This window comes from Hanstruepera ponticola (assembly GCF_002940745.1).
Taxonomy (GTDB): Bacteria; Bacteroidota; Bacteroidia; order Flavobacteriales; family Flavobacteriaceae; genus Hanstruepera; species Hanstruepera ponticola.
In genome coordinates, this window is the sequence record NZ_POTB01000001.1 from 1284956 (window position 1) to 1299246 (window position 14291).

Consider the following 14291-nt stretch of genomic DNA (forward strand, 5'->3'; position numbering starts at 1 on the left):
AGCATTTAAAATGAAACAATTTTTATTAGCTATTACGGCTATTTTTTTTGGACTAACCACAATAAGTGCTCAAAGTATTGAAAAAAAATGGCAGTTTCAGGCTATAGAAAATGATACGGTTTCAAATCTTTTTGAATTATCAGAGTCAGATATTTTTGTTTTAGATAAAGGTAATTTTAAATATAATATTCAATCTCGAAATTTACAAGCTTCAGGAGATTACATGCACCAAAATAATCTTTTGGTATTTTACTACAATCAACCAAATGATACTATAAGAAGGTATAAAATATCTGAACTCACTGATTCCACTTTGGTTTTTAGTGAAAACAATACGCGTTATCATTTTAATTCGGTACCAGAGTCACAAACAGCTGAAACAGCAGTAGTTCCTTCGAGCACAAAAGATACTATTATACCTAGTCAAGGATTTTCAATGAATAGTCTTTGGCGAGGCGTTTTAGGGATGATTTCCTTGATTTTTATTGCTTTTTTATTCAGTAGTAATCGTCGTGCAGTGAACTGGAAAACAGTTGGTATTGGATTAGCGTTTCAACTCGTGATTGCTGTAGGTGTGCTCAAAGTTCCTATCATTCAAAAAATATTTGAAACCATAGGGAAGCTTTTCATAAAAGTACTTGATTTCACTAGAGCTGGTAGTCAGTTTTTATTTGAAGGATTAGTGGTTGATATGGATACCTTTGGATTTATTTTCGCCTTTCAAGTACTACCAACCATATTATTCTTTTCAGCTTTAACATCTGTTTTATTCTATTTAGGTATCATTCAACGTGTGGTTAAGGCTTTTGGATGGTTGCTTTCTAAACTACTCAAAATTTCAGGTGCCGAAAGTTTAAGTGTTGCTGGAAACATCTTTTTAGGACAAACTGAAGCACCATTATTAATAAAAGCCTATTTAGAAAAAATGACTAAATCTGAAATGCTTTTGGTCATGATTGGTGGCATGGCAACAGTAGCTGGTGCAGTACTGGCAGCATATATTGGCTTTTTAGGTGGTGATGACCCAGTGTTACGATTGGTTTACGCAAAACATCTTCTTGCTGCATCTGTAATGGCAGCTCCAGGCGCCATTGTCATTTCAAAAATATTATACCCACAAACTGAAAAAATAAATACTGATGTTTCAGTAGAATCCGAAAAAATTGGGTCTAACTTTTTAGACGCCATTGCAAATGGCACCACTGAAGGTTTACGTTTAGCTGTTAATGTTGGTGCAATGTTATTGGTTTTTGTAGCCTTTATTGCTATGCTAAATTATGGATTCTTTAAAATAGGTAGTTTCTCTGGTCTTAACACGTGGATTGCTGCTAATACACCTTATCCAAATTTATCTTTAGAACTTATTTTGGGTTATATTTTCGCACCTCTTATGTGGCTTATTGGTGTAGCTAAAGAAGATATGATGATGATGGGACAATTGTTAGGTATCAAATTGGCTGCTAGTGAATTTGTTGGCTACATTCAATTAGCCGATTTAAAAAATGTGGCGAATGCAACCCATTTAAATTACAACAAATCGATTATTATGGCAACCTATATGCTATGTGGGTTTGCAAACTTTGCCTCTATTGGTATTCAAATTGGAGGTATCGGTTCTTTGGCTCCAGGGCAACGTAAAACATTATCTGAATTCGGTATAAAAGCACTAATTGGTGGAACCATAGCGTCATTAATTTCAGCTACAATAGCTGGTATGATAATTGGGTAAATTAGTTAATAACTTTTAATATAATTTTAGGGTTGAATCGCTTTGATTTGACCCTTTTTTCTATTTTTATTTTTCATAAAATTAAGTTGAAGATGAAGCAATATCACGACCTTGTTAAGCATGTTTTAGAAAACGGAAATGAAAAGGCAGACCGCACAGGTACTGGAACAAAAAGTGTTTTTGGTTATCAAATGCGTTTTGATTTAAGTGAGGGATTTCCAATGGTAACTACCAAGAAATTACATTTAAAATCGATAGTATACGAATTACTTTGGTTTTTAAAAGGTGATACTAATATCAACTACTTAACAGAAAATGGTGTGCGTATTTGGAATGAATGGGCTGATGAAAATGGTGATTTAGGTCCTGTTTACGGTCATCAATGGCGCAACTGGAATAGTGATGATATTGATCAGATAAAAGATATTATTCAGACTTTAAAAACGAATCCTGATAGCCGTCGTATGTTGGTTTCGGCTTGGAACCCTTCGGTGCTTCCAGACACATCAAAATCCTTTTCAGAAAATGTAGCCAATGGCAAAGCAGCATTACCACCTTGTCATGCTTTTTTTCAGTTTTACGTTGCTAATGGCAAATTATCATGTCAATTATATCAACGTAGTGCCGATATCTTTTTAGGCGTGCCTTTTAACATTGCTTCTTACGCCTTATTTACCATGATGATGGCGCAGGTTTGCGGTTATAAAGCAGGTGAATTTATACACACGTTTGGTGATGCGCATATTTACAGTAATCATTACGAGCAATTAGAATTACAACTATCACGCGATATCAGACCGCTTCCAAAAATGATTTTAAATCCGAAAGTAAAAAATATTTTCGATTTTAATTTCGAAGATTTTACATTAGTTGACTATAATCCACATCCACATATTAAAGGGGTTGTTGCTGTTTAGACTTATGAAAATTAAACTTATTTTTCTTGCATTCTTTTTATTTTTAAACACTCTATTTTCTCAAAATAATAATCAACAAGATAATACAATTGAGACAGGAATTGAAGATATAGAAAAGCTAGATCGTGTTCCTATTTACCCAGGTTGTGATAATAATATGGGTAATCAAGCTCTGAAGGAATGTATGAATGAGATGTTGGTAAATCATGTAAAAAGTAATTTTAATTTAAATGCCGTTAAAAATATAGGCTTGAATAATGGCACTTACCAAATTAGAGTTTTTTTCAAAATTGATACAGTAGGTAATATTTCAGATATGATAATAAAAGGAGAATCTCCAAAAGCAAATAAAGAGGCAAAACGCGTTATGGACCTTCTACCAAAACTTGAACCTGGTACCATTGATGGAAAACCTGTTCGAGTACCTTATTTTTTACCTATAAAATTTAAAGTAGATAATGAAAATGACTTAAAAACTAGATTTCCAATTTATAGAGGCTGTAAAGAAAGTATCAATAATGTCGCTTTAAAAGAATGTACCACACAAAAGATTATGGATTACATTAAAGTTAGCATCAATTATGAATTGGCAGACAAATTATTTCCTTTAGATAAAACCACACAATTTTTGGTGAGTTTTACTATTAATAAAAAAGGCAAATTAGAAAACATAACAGCCAAAGCACATAAACGTGAAATGGCAGCCGAAGCCATCAATGTTCTAAAACGTATGCCAAAACTAAAAAGTCCTGGGTATAAAAATGGTAAGCCCATTAATACAGACATGGAAATACTTATGACTATTTATTTTTAGCAATTAATCACTAACTTGTAGAAAAAGGTTAAATTTACTAGAGATAATTACTAAAGATGTTCGGAAAGAAAAAAAGCAATAATCCAGAAATAGACAAAGAGCAATTAGAACTCATTAAGCATGCCCAAAAGCGCATCAAACAAAAAAAGCGTTTGTATGCGCATTTTGTAGTATTCCTCATTGGCGCTGTTTTTTTAATAGTCGCCAACCTTGTTTTAAACATTGGTAAAGACGTCACGTTTTTTGGAATTAACTGGTTTGTTTTTGCCATTTTAGCTTGGTTATTTCTATTTATTTATCATCTTTTTAATGTATTTGTGACTTCCAAATTATTAAGTAAAAAGTGGGAAGAAAAACAACTCAATAGTTTAGTTACCAAACAAAAAGAACGTATTGCCGAAATCCAAAAACAAATTGATAAAGATTACCCGCTTCCTAAAGTTTCAAAAACACCAACAAAGGCATTAAAAAATTCCGAAATAACACTTATAGTTGCGGCTGGTGAAGATAATGCCATAGGCAAAGACAATGACCTTATCTGGCATTTGAGTGACGACCTTAAACGTTTTAAAAGTTTAACAAATGGTCATCATATTATTATGGGACGCAAAACTTTTGAAAGCTTTCCGAAACCTCTTCCAAATAGAACGCATATTGTTATAACGAGACAAGATAGCTATCAAGTTCCTGATGGCGTGATTGTCGTAAATAATCTAGAAGATGCTTTTGATGCCGCTAGAAGTGATAAACAACCATTTGTAATTGGTGGTGGCGAAATCTATAAACAAGCCATGCCATTTGCTGATAAAATTGAATTAACTCGTGTGCATGAAAGCTTTGAAAATGCGGACACCTTTTTCCCTGAAATAGACTTGTCATTGTGGAATGAGTCGCAAAAAACTTTCCATGATAAAGACGAAAAACACCAATACGCGTTTTCATTTATTACCTATTTACGCAGTTAAAAAAGTGTAATTCATTACAATTTAGTACATTAGCTTTATTAGAATCCCAAATCTAAACATTATGAAACGATTTCGTTTTAACATTCTGATTATAGCAACTACTGCTGCTATGCTCCTATTTTCATGCCAATCCATGAATAATTTAACCATGAGCGTTACAGAGCCTGCACCTGTTTATGTGCCTTCTTCCTTACAAAATATTGGTCTACTTAATCGAAGTTTAGCATCAAAGAAAAACAAACCATTAGACGATATTGACCAAATTCTATCTATTGAAGGGAGAAATCTGGATAAAGAAGGTGCAGAATATACCATTCAAAGCATAAAAGACACGTTTGAAAAAGACAGTCAATATAATACTGTTGAAATTATAACTACTGAAAAAATAGAGAATCCTGGTTTAGGTATTTTTCCAAGTGCTTTACCTTGGGAAACTGTTGATATGCTTTGTAAAGAAAATCAACTAGATGCTATTGTTACTTTATCTTTTTACGATACTGATGCTAAAGTATCCTATAAAACGAGAACCGTTGAACAGCTAAATGCGTTTGGTGTTAAAATACCCATGATTGATCACGAAGCTACTATTTCGACGCATATTAAAGCCGGATTTAGAGTTTATGACAATATCAATAAGGTGATTCGTGATGAGATTACTCTAGATCGTTGGATTACGTCGGTTGGTAAAGGCATTAATCCCACTAAAGCCATTGAGGCTATAGTTGGACGAAAAGAATCCCTATTGCAAGCCAGTACGGTAATTGGTCAGGATTATGTATATAGAACCTATCCGTTTAAGATTCGCGTAACCAGACAATATTACGTGAAAGGCACCAACAACTTTGAAATTGGAAAACGTCGCGCGCAAACAGGCGATTGGGATGGCGCTGCGGAACTGTGGGAGCAGGAACTTAACAATCCAAAAGGAAAAATTGCTGGTCGTGCTTGTTACAACATAGCTATAATTAATGAAATTAATGGCGATTTAGAAACTGCTATGTCTTGGGCTTCCAAAGCCTATACCGATTATGAAGATAAAAATGCCTTACGCTATTTAAATATCCTTAAAAACAGACAAAACAAGAACAATTTACTTCAACAGCAATCACAATAAATAATGGTAAGATGGCTTTGCATATTGAGTATTGCTTTTATTTCCAAACTGGGAATTTCTCAATCGGCCATTGACATCCCGATTGAAAACGGCAATATCCATGTTACTACCTTCGGTATTGGCAAACCCATTCTAATCATAAATGGTGGTCCAGGTATGAACAGCGAAGGCTTTACTTCATTGGCTCAAGAACTCGGAAAAACGAATCTGGCCATTCTATACGATCAACGTGGCACAGGGCAATCGACTATTTCTGAAGTTAATTCTGAAACCATGACTATGGACCTCATGGTGTCAGATATTGAAGCTATTAGAAAGTATTTTGGCTTTAAAGACTGGGTAGTTTTGGGTCACTCATTTGGCGGCATGCTGGCTTCATATTATCTCAAAAAACATCCCGAACGCCTATCAGGTTTAATTCTTTCTGGCTCGGGAGGTTTTAATTTAAGTATCACCAGAAATTTGAATTTACTATCGCGACTATCTAAAAACGAACGCGATTCGCTTAACTATTGGAATAGACAAATTAGCCGTGGTGATACCAGTTATCAAGCTCGCTATAATCGTGGGAAATATTTAGCACCAGCTTATGTGTATGATAAAAAACATGCACCTGTAATTGCCGAACGCCTGACGCAAGGCAACCGCACCATAAACAGCCTAATCTGGCAGAACATTCGTACTATTAATTTTGATTGTAGTGAAGCCTACAAAAACTTTGAGAAACCTGTATTAATTATTCAAGGTAAGCAAGATGTTATGGGAGACCACATCGCAAAAGAAGCTTATAACTTATTACCGAACTCTACGTTGGTTTTTATGGATAAATGTGCGCATTATGGCTGGCTCGAACAACCGAGAGACTATTTTGAAGCATTATCCAACTTTCTAAATCAATTTGACTAAACTGAAATTCTAATTTTTAGAAAAAAAATCAAATTTTAACGCAACCTTTTAGAGTTTTTTGCATCTAGTAAATAAACTAGCCAATGAAATCTTTACTATCCTTTATTATCATTTTTGTAATTCTCTCTTGTTCAGAGGATGATTCATCAAATAACAACCCATTAAGCGTAGTCCCAATTTTTGAATTTGTTGAAGGTTTGGGTAATAATACATTCGAGTCCAATGGTTCTACATATACTGATATAGTCAGTTTACATATTGTCAATTACAATCAAATTCCTGCAAATACTAATGTTGAAATAAATATCACCATAGATAATGAAAACTCTACAGCTATTGAAGGAGTTGATTTCAATTTTAATTCAGGCATATATATCTTTAATAGTAGTAACAATTTTATTCAACCTATACCTGTAGATATTATTCCTAACCTGGCATTTGAGGATTACTCCAAAACCATAGCGTTTGTTGCCAATTTAGTAGGTTCAGAACTTAAGGTAAGTAAATCCTACACCATAAGTTTTAATTGCCATGTTGACTTAACGGGAACGTATCACGCTTCGAATGATTGGGACTCTGAAGATGGCATTGCAACTATTTCGCTTGCAGAAAATGGTAAATGGTATATAAGCGATATTGGAGGCTATTGGCAACCTTATGATTTAACTATAAATCCTGGTTATATTGTAGTTGAAGATTGCAACCGAGTGCCATTTTCGGATGACACAGCTTTGGCACAATTTGATACAGGAGTTGTTCTTAGCGGTACTTGGGATCAAGAAAATGGAATATTAATAATGAATCATGTAGATAACTTCTTTAATGGAGGCCCTTATTATTGGACATCAACCTATGTTAGACAGTAATGTTTAAAAACGGTTTGGGTAATACCACTAATTGAAATTTCCGATAAACAATTCAGCATTCATCACGCATTTTTCCCTAATTTCGCCACATGATAAAAGAGCTTCAGTTGCGTGTGACTCTCAAAGAAGAAACCATTCCAGATATTCTTCTTAAGAAGTCTGCAGAATCGTTAAGTCTTTCTCACCATGACATTTCTGGCATTAAGGTGTTACGCAAATCTATTGATGCACGTAAACCTAAAATTATATTCAATTATAAAGTTGCTGTTTACATAAAGGAACCTCTTCCTGAAAAGTCTGAATATCAATTTCACTATAAAGATGTATCTAAAGCCAAGCCTATTCACATTATTGGTTTTGGACCAGCTGGGATGTATGCGGCTTTGCGTTGTATCGAATTAGGTTTTAAACCCATAGTTTTAGAACGCGGTAAAAATGTACGTGACAGACGTCGCGATTTAAAAGCGATTAACCAAGACCATTTTGTAAACGAAGATTCTAATTATTGCTTTGGCGAAGGCGGAGCTGGCACGTATAGCGATGGCAAATTGTACACACGAAGTTTAAAACGTGGCGATGTGCGTCGCATTTTTGAGAATCTGGTGTATCATGGAGCTACAGACCAAATTTTGGTTGACGCTCATCCACATATTGGCACGAATAAACTCCCCAAAGTGGTTCAGAATATTCGAGAAACTATTTTAAAATATGGTGGTGAAGTTCATTTTGAAACCCGCGTTGTAGATTTTGTAATCAAGAACAATGAAATTAAAAGTATCCAGTTACAAAATGGCGAAGAGCTTGCAGCCAATCGTGTCATTTTAGCTACTGGACATTCAGCTAGAGATATTTTTTATCTCTTAAACAACAAGAAAATAGCATTAGAAGCCAAATCATTTGCCATGGGAGTTCGTGTAGAACATCCGCAACATATTATCGATTCTATTCAATATCATTGCCAAGGATTACGTGATGAATTGCTTCCAGCCGCATCTTACAGTTTGGTGCAACAAGTTAATGACAGAGGTGTCTATTCCTTTTGCATGTGTCCAGGCGGCTTTATTGTACCTGCCGCTACCGCTAATGGCGAAGTAGTCGTGAATGGTATGTCGCCTTCAAAACGAAATAATCTGTTTGCTAATTCTGGAATTGTTGTCGAAATAAACGTGGATAAAGACTTGCCCAAATATGAATCATTTGGCGTGCTGAAAGGATTAGAATATCAAAAAGATTTAGAACGTCTCGCGTTTACTTCTGGGGGCAGAACGCAAACAGCTCCTGCGCAACGCTTAACAGATTTTGTTGAAGGCCGCTTATCGGCAGATTTAAATCCATGTTCTTATCAACCGGGATTAAAAAGTGCGCCTTTACACTCCTTACTTCCTAAATTAATAGGTAGCAGATTGCGCAAAGGCTTTCAAGCTTTTGGTGAAAAAATGCATGGTTATTATACCGATCAAGCTAATGTTGTAGGTGTAGAATCTAGAACTTCCTCTCCTGTTAGTATTCCAAGAAATGAAAATTTAGAGCACATTCAAATTAAAGGCTTATACCCTTGCGGCGAAGGTGGCGGTTATGCTGGTGGTATTGTTTCTGCTGCAATGGATGGTGAGCGTTGTGCCGAAGCTGCCATTAAAGGCTTATAAGTTTAATATTATTGCTATTTTTGCAGCAATAAAAATTAGAAACACATGAACGCATATATATTTCCAGGTCAAGGGGCTCAATTTTCAGGAATGGGTTTAGACCTTTATGAAAACTCACCATTAGCACAAGAATTATTTGAAAAAGCCAACGATATATTAGGTTTCAACATTACCGATATTATGTTTGAAGGTTCGGCTGAAGACTTAAAAGAAACTAAAGTTACCCAACCTGCTATCTTTTTACACTCCGTTATTTTAGCTAAAACATTAGGAGACAGCTTTAAACCAGATATGGTAGCTGGACACTCGTTAGGTGAATTCTCGGCATTGGTAGCCAATGGTGCTTTGACGTTTGAAGATGGTTTAAAATTAGTGTCACAACGTGCTATGGCCATGCAGAAGGCCTGTGAATTACAACCAAGTACTATGGCAGCTGTTTTAGGTTTAGATGATGATGTGGTTGAAAAAATATGTGCTACAACAGAGGGAGTTGTTGTTGCAGCAAATTATAACTGTCCTGGACAATTAGTGATTTCAGGAGAAGTTGATGCTATCAATTTAGCTTGTGAATCGTTAAAAGCTGAAGGTGCACGTCGTGCTTTAGTCCTGCCTGTTGGAGGTGCATTTCACTCACCACTTATGGAGCCAGCTCGAGAAGAATTAGCAGCCGCAATAGAAAATACAACATTTAGTAAGCCTAATTGCCCAATATATCAAAATGTTACTGCAAGCGCAATAACAGATGAAACAGAAATTAAAGCCAATTTAATTTCTCAATTAACGGCTCCAGTAAAATGGACACAATCCGTACAACAAATGATTGTAGATGGCGCAACTTTATTTACTGAAGTTGGTCCAGGTAATGTATTGCAAGGTTTGGTTAAGAAAATTAATCGTGAGGCTCAAACGGCTTCTGCTACATTTGAAAAAGAAGCTTAATGAAATTATCTCGTACAGCTTTTATAATTGTATTGATTGTTTTCAATATAGCCATAGATCAAATTTCTAAAGTTATTGTTAGAGCGCAAGTAATTCCTGGAAGTGAATCAGAAATTTTAGGTGATTACTTGACGCTTCATAATGTTGAAAACACTGGTGCCTTTTTAGGCATGGGTAGTGATTTCAATCCTACATTACGATTAATACTTCTGTTAATTCTACCCATTGGCGTTTTAGGGTATGTTCTTTATTATATCATAAAAAATAAAACATTAGACAGATTATCCTTGATAGGATTTTGCTGTATTATTGGTGGAGGTATTGCCAATGTTTACGATAGAATTATGTATGGTTCTGTAACCGATTTCTTGCATATTGATTTAGGAGGTGTGTTTAGAACAGGAATTTTTAATGTAGCCGATATGTCGGTTATGCTCGGTATGGGACTGTTACTTTACAGTAATTTTAAAACCAATAAAAAAGAAAAAGCCTCAAATTAATTTGAGGCTTTTTTATGTTTTATCTTGCTAATTCACAAGATTCACAGTCTTTTATCTCACCATAATAGGTTTCTCGATACTTATGTACTGTTTTAAAAGGAATACTTAAAAATTGCTTTTTAATGTAGGTCACTTTTGTTCGTAATTCACCCATTTTTGGAGTAAATCTTTTTTCAATTTGCGTGGCGCGTTTTACTGTAATCAATTTCATAATATCATTTATCATTTGATACAAAGTAACAAAGGATATAACGCTTATCCAAAAAATCACTATTAAACCTTTGTTAATCAAATAATTAATATAAATATGTTAATGATATCGCCATATGATTAAGAGATTCGTAATGATTTTTACGAATTATTAACAGTCTTAAAATGCTATTTTTTATAAATTTTACCTGATTTCATGACAAAAACAACATTCTCGGTAGTTTTGATATTTTCAACAGGGTTTTCATTTGTTGCTATAATATCGGCAAAATAACCCGCTTTTAACTGACCGATTTCATGTTCCATATTCAATATTTTAGCATTGGTCACAGTAGCACTTTGAAGTGCTTTTATTTCTGGCATACCAGCTTCAACCATATAGCCAAATTCTTTAGCATTTTCGCCATGTAGAAATACCCCAGCATCCGTACCAAATGCAATACCAACGCCTTTTTTGTATGCTTTGCTAAAAGTATTCTGAATTTTTGGACCAATATCTAACGCTTTACCAACAACAACATCTGGATAATAACCCGGTATTTTAGCCTTTTCGGTAACTGATTTTCCTGCTGTAATAGTAGGTACTAAATACGCATCATGTTCTATCATAAGTGCCATAGTTTCTTCGCTCATAAGTGTTCCATGTTCAATAGTTTTTACACCACCCAAAACTGCACGTTGCATTCCTTCATCACCATGCGCATGAGCCGCTACATGAAAACCGTAATCTTTTGCTGTTTCACAAATAGCTTTAATTTCTTCAATTGTAAATTGTGGGTTTTGCCCACTTTTGGCCACACTCAACACACCTCCAGTTGCTGTGATTTTTATTAAATCAGCGCCATTTTTATAGCGTTGACGAACTGCTTTTTTAGCATCTTCAACACCATTAACTACACCTTCTTTTGGTCCAGGATCTCCTTTTAATTCATCTTTCACACCATTAGTCGGGTCGGCATGACCACCTGTGGTTGCCAATGCTTTTTCTGCGGTAAAAATCCGTGGACCTATCACCTTTCCATCATCAATCGCATTACGTAACGAAACATTAATACCACTTCCACCTAAATCCCTAACAGTTGTAAAACCAGCTATAAGCGTTCGTTTTGCAAAATCTAACGTATTGTACGCGACATCCGCATCATTTAAAGTGAACCCTTGAATATAACGCTTTGGATTTGTTTCGCCTTCTAAATGCACATGCATATCAATGAATCCAGGCATAACAGTTTTGTCTTTTAGGTCAACAACTATATCCTCTGATGCAGTAGGTTGGACATAACCATCATTAATCGATAAAATTTTATCACCTGAAATGATAATAGTTTTTGTTTCTATAACTTTCCCGTTTTTGGTGTCAAGAAGTTTTCCGCAATGTAAATAGGTGTTCTGCCCTATTACCGTGGTTGTCAGTAAAAGGGTTAAAAAATAAATGAACTTTTTCATTATGATAGTTTTATAAATTTCTAATCTGTTTTTCCCATAACCAGGCAGACTTCATGGCATCATCTAAAGTAGATTGCGCTTTCCAACCTAGCACATTATTTGCTTTGGTTGTATTGGCATAAGCTTGGATTACATCACCTTCACGTCTAGGTGCTATTTTATAGTTTAAAGATAATCCGGAAACGCGCTCAAAAGACTGTATAACTTCTAAAACCGAACTACCAACGCCTGTTCCCACATTAAACGTTTCGTAATTGGCTTCATTATTACCTGATAGTAATCGTTGTAAGGCAACAACATGTGCTTTTGCCAAATCGACTACATGAATATAATCACGAATACAAGTACCATCTGGTGTAGGATAATCATCTCCAAAAACCGAAAGACAATCACGCAAGCCAGCAGCTGTTTGCGTAATAAAAGGTACTAGATTTTGAGGCACGCCAATTGGTAATTCACCTATTTTGGCCGTTGGATGGGCTCCAATAGGGTTAAAATAACGCAATGAAATGGCTTTTAGATTAGGCACTACGTTGCAGGTGTCTTGAATAATTTCCTCTCCTATTTGCTTGGTATTTCCATAGGGAGATTCGGCGGATTTTACGGGAGCATTTTCAGTAATGGGCATCACATCGGCCTGACCATAAACCGTACATGAAGAACTAAATATGAAATTAGACGTTGGCAAAACACTTAATTCTTGCAGTACATAAACCAGTGTGTTTAGATTATTTTCATAATACTTCAATGGATTTTGTACAGATTCGCCAACAGCTTTGCTTGCCGCAAAGTGAATAACACCCTTAATATCTTGATGATTTTTAAAGAAACCTTGAACTTTTTGTATATCCTTTAAATCCAGTATCTCAAAAACAGGAGATTTCCCCGTAATTGAGGTAATACCGCTTAAAACATCTATTGAAGAATTCGATAGATCATCAATTACAACAACTTCAAAACCTTCATTTTGTAATTCAACAACGGTATGGGAGCCAATAAAACCTAATCCACCCGTGACAAGTATTTTATCCATCAATAAATTCTAAAACTTTAGTCGTAATAAAGGCAATTTGTTCATCATCTAATTCAGTATGCATAGGTAATGAAATGACCTCTTTTACCAATTGATTAGTAACCGTGAAATCGGCTTCATTGTAACGATCATCTTGATAGGCTTTTTGCTTATGCAATGGTATTGGATAATATACACCACATGGAATATCATTGGCATTTAAAAACTTCACCAGCCCATCGCGATCAACACCATTCAATTTTAAAGTGTACTGATGAAATACATGACAATCACAAGTATCACAATTACCTGAACAGCCATTACTTTTTCTAAATGGTATTTCAATTTTTGAATGATTTTTAAACGCAGCATCATATTTCGAAGCGGCTGCTTGCCGTGCTTTGTTATACGCATCCAAATGAGGTAGCTTCGCATCCAAAACTGCTGCTTGAATGGAATCTAAGCGTGAATTCACACCAACCACATCGTGATGGTACCGTTCATACATCCCATGATTTACAATACCTCTAATAACATGGGCCAATTCATCATCATTGGTAAAAATAGCACCACCATCTCCATAACATCCTAAATTTTTTGAAGGAAAAAACGATGTCGAAGCAACATGGCCAATAGTTCCCGTCTTGGCTTTGTTACCGTTACTATACGTATAATCTGAACCTATACCTTGTGCATTATCCTCAATAACATATAAATTATGCTCTTGGGCTATATTCATGATTGCTTCCATGTCTGCAGCTTGACCAAATAAGTGCACAGGTACAATGGCTTTTGTTTTTGGTGTAATCGCTTTTTTTATGGCTTCAACGCTAATATTGAAATCGTCTGGGTTTACATCAACCAAAACTGGAGTTAATTGCAGTAAGGCAATAACCTCAACAGTGGCCGCAAAAGTAAAATCAGCTGTGATAACTTCGTCACCTGGTTTTAAATCTAATCCCATCATGGCTATTTGTAGCGCATCAGTACCATTGGCACAAGGAATGACATGTTTAACACCTAAATAGTTTTCAAGATTTTTTTGAAACTCATGAACCTTTGGTCCATTGATAAATGCTGTAGTTTCTATAACTTCCTGAATGGCAGGATTAACAACATCTTTTATACCGGAATATTGACCTTTGAGGTCAACCATTTGAATTTTTCTCATACGTTACGAAATTACAAAATTCAAGGTTGCCAACCAATGAAAGATAGTTGATAAAT

14 protein-coding genes are annotated in these 14291 nt (G+C 35.2%); 10 read left to right on the forward strand and 4 right to left on the reverse strand.

Annotated elements, in window-relative coordinates; genetic code table 11:
* Nucleotides 1–10 precede the first annotated feature (10 nt).
* The 10 genes from C1S72_RS05870 (at nucleotide 11) to lspA (ending at nucleotide 10396) form a co-directional block, all read left to right on the forward strand.
* On the forward strand, nucleotides 11–1729 hold the full coding sequence (locus C1S72_RS05870) for a NupC/NupG family nucleoside CNT transporter (protein WP_104734710.1): 1719 nt from the start codon (nucleotides 11–13) through the stop codon (nucleotides 1727–1729).
* Nucleotides 1730–1821: 92 nt separating this feature from the next.
* Nucleotides 1822–2646 (forward strand): thymidylate synthase, encoded by an 825-nt coding sequence (locus C1S72_RS05875; protein ID WP_104734711.1) that lies wholly within the window; start codon nucleotides 1822–1824, stop codon nucleotides 2644–2646.
* Between the two features lie 4 nt (nucleotides 2647–2650).
* Nucleotides 2651–3460: an energy transducer TonB gene (locus tag C1S72_RS05880; protein ID WP_104734712.1), complete on the forward strand. Its 810-nt coding sequence runs from the start codon at nucleotides 2651–2653 to the stop codon at nucleotides 3458–3460.
* 56 nt (nucleotides 3461–3516) lie between these two features.
* On the forward strand, nucleotides 3517–4425 hold the full coding sequence (locus tag C1S72_RS05885; protein ID WP_104734713.1) for a dihydrofolate reductase: 909 nt from the start codon (nucleotides 3517–3519) through the stop codon (nucleotides 4423–4425).
* A gap of 61 nt (nucleotides 4426–4486) precedes the next feature.
* Nucleotides 4487–5539, forward strand: coding sequence for a DUF6340 family protein (locus C1S72_RS05890; protein ID WP_104734714.1), 1053 nt, complete (start codon nucleotides 4487–4489; stop codon nucleotides 5537–5539).
* Between the two features lie 3 nt (nucleotides 5540–5542).
* Nucleotides 5543–6445 carry an alpha/beta fold hydrolase gene (locus C1S72_RS05895; RefSeq protein ID WP_104734715.1) on the forward strand — a complete coding sequence of 301 codons (903 nt, stop codon included), beginning with the start codon at nucleotides 5543–5545 and terminating at the stop codon, nucleotides 6443–6445.
* 83 nt (nucleotides 6446–6528) lie between these two features.
* Nucleotides 6529–7311 (forward strand): hypothetical protein, encoded by a 783-nt coding sequence (locus tag C1S72_RS05900; RefSeq protein ID WP_104734716.1) that lies wholly within the window; start codon nucleotides 6529–6531, stop codon nucleotides 7309–7311.
* 89 nt (nucleotides 7312–7400) lie between these two features.
* On the forward strand, nucleotides 7401–8957 hold the full coding sequence (locus C1S72_RS05905; protein ID WP_104734717.1) for an NAD(P)/FAD-dependent oxidoreductase: 1557 nt from the start codon (nucleotides 7401–7403) through the stop codon (nucleotides 8955–8957).
* A gap of 45 nt (nucleotides 8958–9002) precedes the next feature.
* Nucleotides 9003–9896 (forward strand): ACP S-malonyltransferase, encoded by an 894-nt coding sequence (gene fabD / locus C1S72_RS05910; protein ID WP_104734718.1) that lies wholly within the window; start codon nucleotides 9003–9005, stop codon nucleotides 9894–9896.
* Nucleotides 9896–10396: a signal peptidase II gene (gene lspA / locus C1S72_RS05915; RefSeq protein ID WP_104734719.1), complete on the forward strand. Its 501-nt coding sequence runs from the start codon at nucleotides 9896–9898 to the stop codon at nucleotides 10394–10396. Before fabD ends, lspA begins: the two co-directional genes overlap by 1 nt.
* 19 nt (nucleotides 10397–10415) lie before the next feature.
* On the opposite strand, the gene C1S72_RS05920 is transcribed toward lspA, so the two are convergent.
* From C1S72_RS05920 to C1S72_RS05935, 4 genes are all read right to left on the reverse strand, one after another.
* On the reverse strand, nucleotides 10416–10607 hold the full coding sequence (locus C1S72_RS05920) for a hypothetical protein (RefSeq protein WP_104735800.1): 192 nt from the start codon (nucleotides 10605–10607) through the stop codon (nucleotides 10416–10418).
* Between the two features lie 167 nt (nucleotides 10608–10774).
* Nucleotides 10775–12052 (reverse strand): metal-dependent hydrolase family protein, encoded by a 1278-nt coding sequence (locus C1S72_RS05925; RefSeq protein ID WP_104734720.1) that lies wholly within the window; start codon nucleotides 12050–12052, stop codon nucleotides 10775–10777.
* 10 nt (nucleotides 12053–12062) lie between these two features.
* Nucleotides 12063–13085, reverse strand: coding sequence for a UDP-glucose 4-epimerase GalE (gene galE, locus C1S72_RS05930; protein WP_104734721.1), 1023 nt, complete (start codon nucleotides 13083–13085; stop codon nucleotides 12063–12065).
* The gene (locus C1S72_RS05935) at nucleotides 13078–14235 is read right to left on the reverse strand and encodes a DegT/DnrJ/EryC1/StrS family aminotransferase (RefSeq protein WP_104734722.1); all 1158 of its coding nucleotides are present in this window, start codon (nucleotides 14233–14235) and stop codon (nucleotides 13078–13080) included. The genes galE and C1S72_RS05935 overlap by 8 nt, the downstream gene beginning before the upstream one ends.
* Nucleotides 14236–14291 lie beyond the last annotated feature (56 nt).

What these genes read in the sequence shown, in the direction of transcription:
- C1S72_RS05935 (WP_104734722.1), bottom strand. Translation starts at nt 14,235, where the DNA reads ATGAGAAAAATTCAAATGGTTGACCTCAAAGGTCAATATTCCGGTATA.
- C1S72_RS05875 (WP_104734711.1), top strand. Translation starts at nt 1,822, where the DNA reads ATGAAGCAATATCACGACCTTGTTAAGCATGTTTTAGAAAACGGAAAT.
- C1S72_RS05870 (WP_104734710.1), top strand. Translation starts at nt 11, where the DNA reads ATGAAACAATTTTTATTAGCTATTACGGCTATTTTTTTTGGACTAACC.
- C1S72_RS05895 (WP_104734715.1), top strand. Translation starts at nt 5,543, where the DNA reads ATGGTAAGATGGCTTTGCATATTGAGTATTGCTTTTATTTCCAAACTG.
- C1S72_RS05885 (WP_104734713.1), top strand. Translation starts at nt 3,517, where the DNA reads ATGTTCGGAAAGAAAAAAAGCAATAATCCAGAAATAGACAAAGAGCAA.
- C1S72_RS05880 (WP_104734712.1), top strand. Translation starts at nt 2,651, where the DNA reads ATGAAAATTAAACTTATTTTTCTTGCATTCTTTTTATTTTTAAACACT.
- C1S72_RS05925 (WP_104734720.1), bottom strand. Translation starts at nt 12,052, where the DNA reads ATGAAAAAGTTCATTTATTTTTTAACCCTTTTACTGACAACCACGGTA.
- galE (WP_104734721.1), bottom strand. Translation starts at nt 13,085, where the DNA reads ATGGATAAAATACTTGTCACGGGTGGATTAGGTTTTATTGGCTCCCAT.
- C1S72_RS05900 (WP_104734716.1), top strand. Translation starts at nt 6,529, where the DNA reads ATGAAATCTTTACTATCCTTTATTATCATTTTTGTAATTCTCTCTTGT.
- C1S72_RS05890 (WP_104734714.1), top strand. Translation starts at nt 4,487, where the DNA reads ATGAAACGATTTCGTTTTAACATTCTGATTATAGCAACTACTGCTGCT.
- C1S72_RS05905 (WP_104734717.1), top strand. Translation starts at nt 7,401, where the DNA reads ATGATAAAAGAGCTTCAGTTGCGTGTGACTCTCAAAGAAGAAACCATT.
- C1S72_RS05920 (WP_104735800.1), bottom strand. Translation starts at nt 10,607, where the DNA reads ATGAAATTGATTACAGTAAAACGCGCCACGCAAATTGAAAAAAGATTT.
- lspA (WP_104734719.1), top strand. Translation starts at nt 9,896, where the DNA reads ATGAAATTATCTCGTACAGCTTTTATAATTGTATTGATTGTTTTCAAT.
- fabD (WP_104734718.1), top strand. Translation starts at nt 9,003, where the DNA reads ATGAACGCATATATATTTCCAGGTCAAGGGGCTCAATTTTCAGGAATG.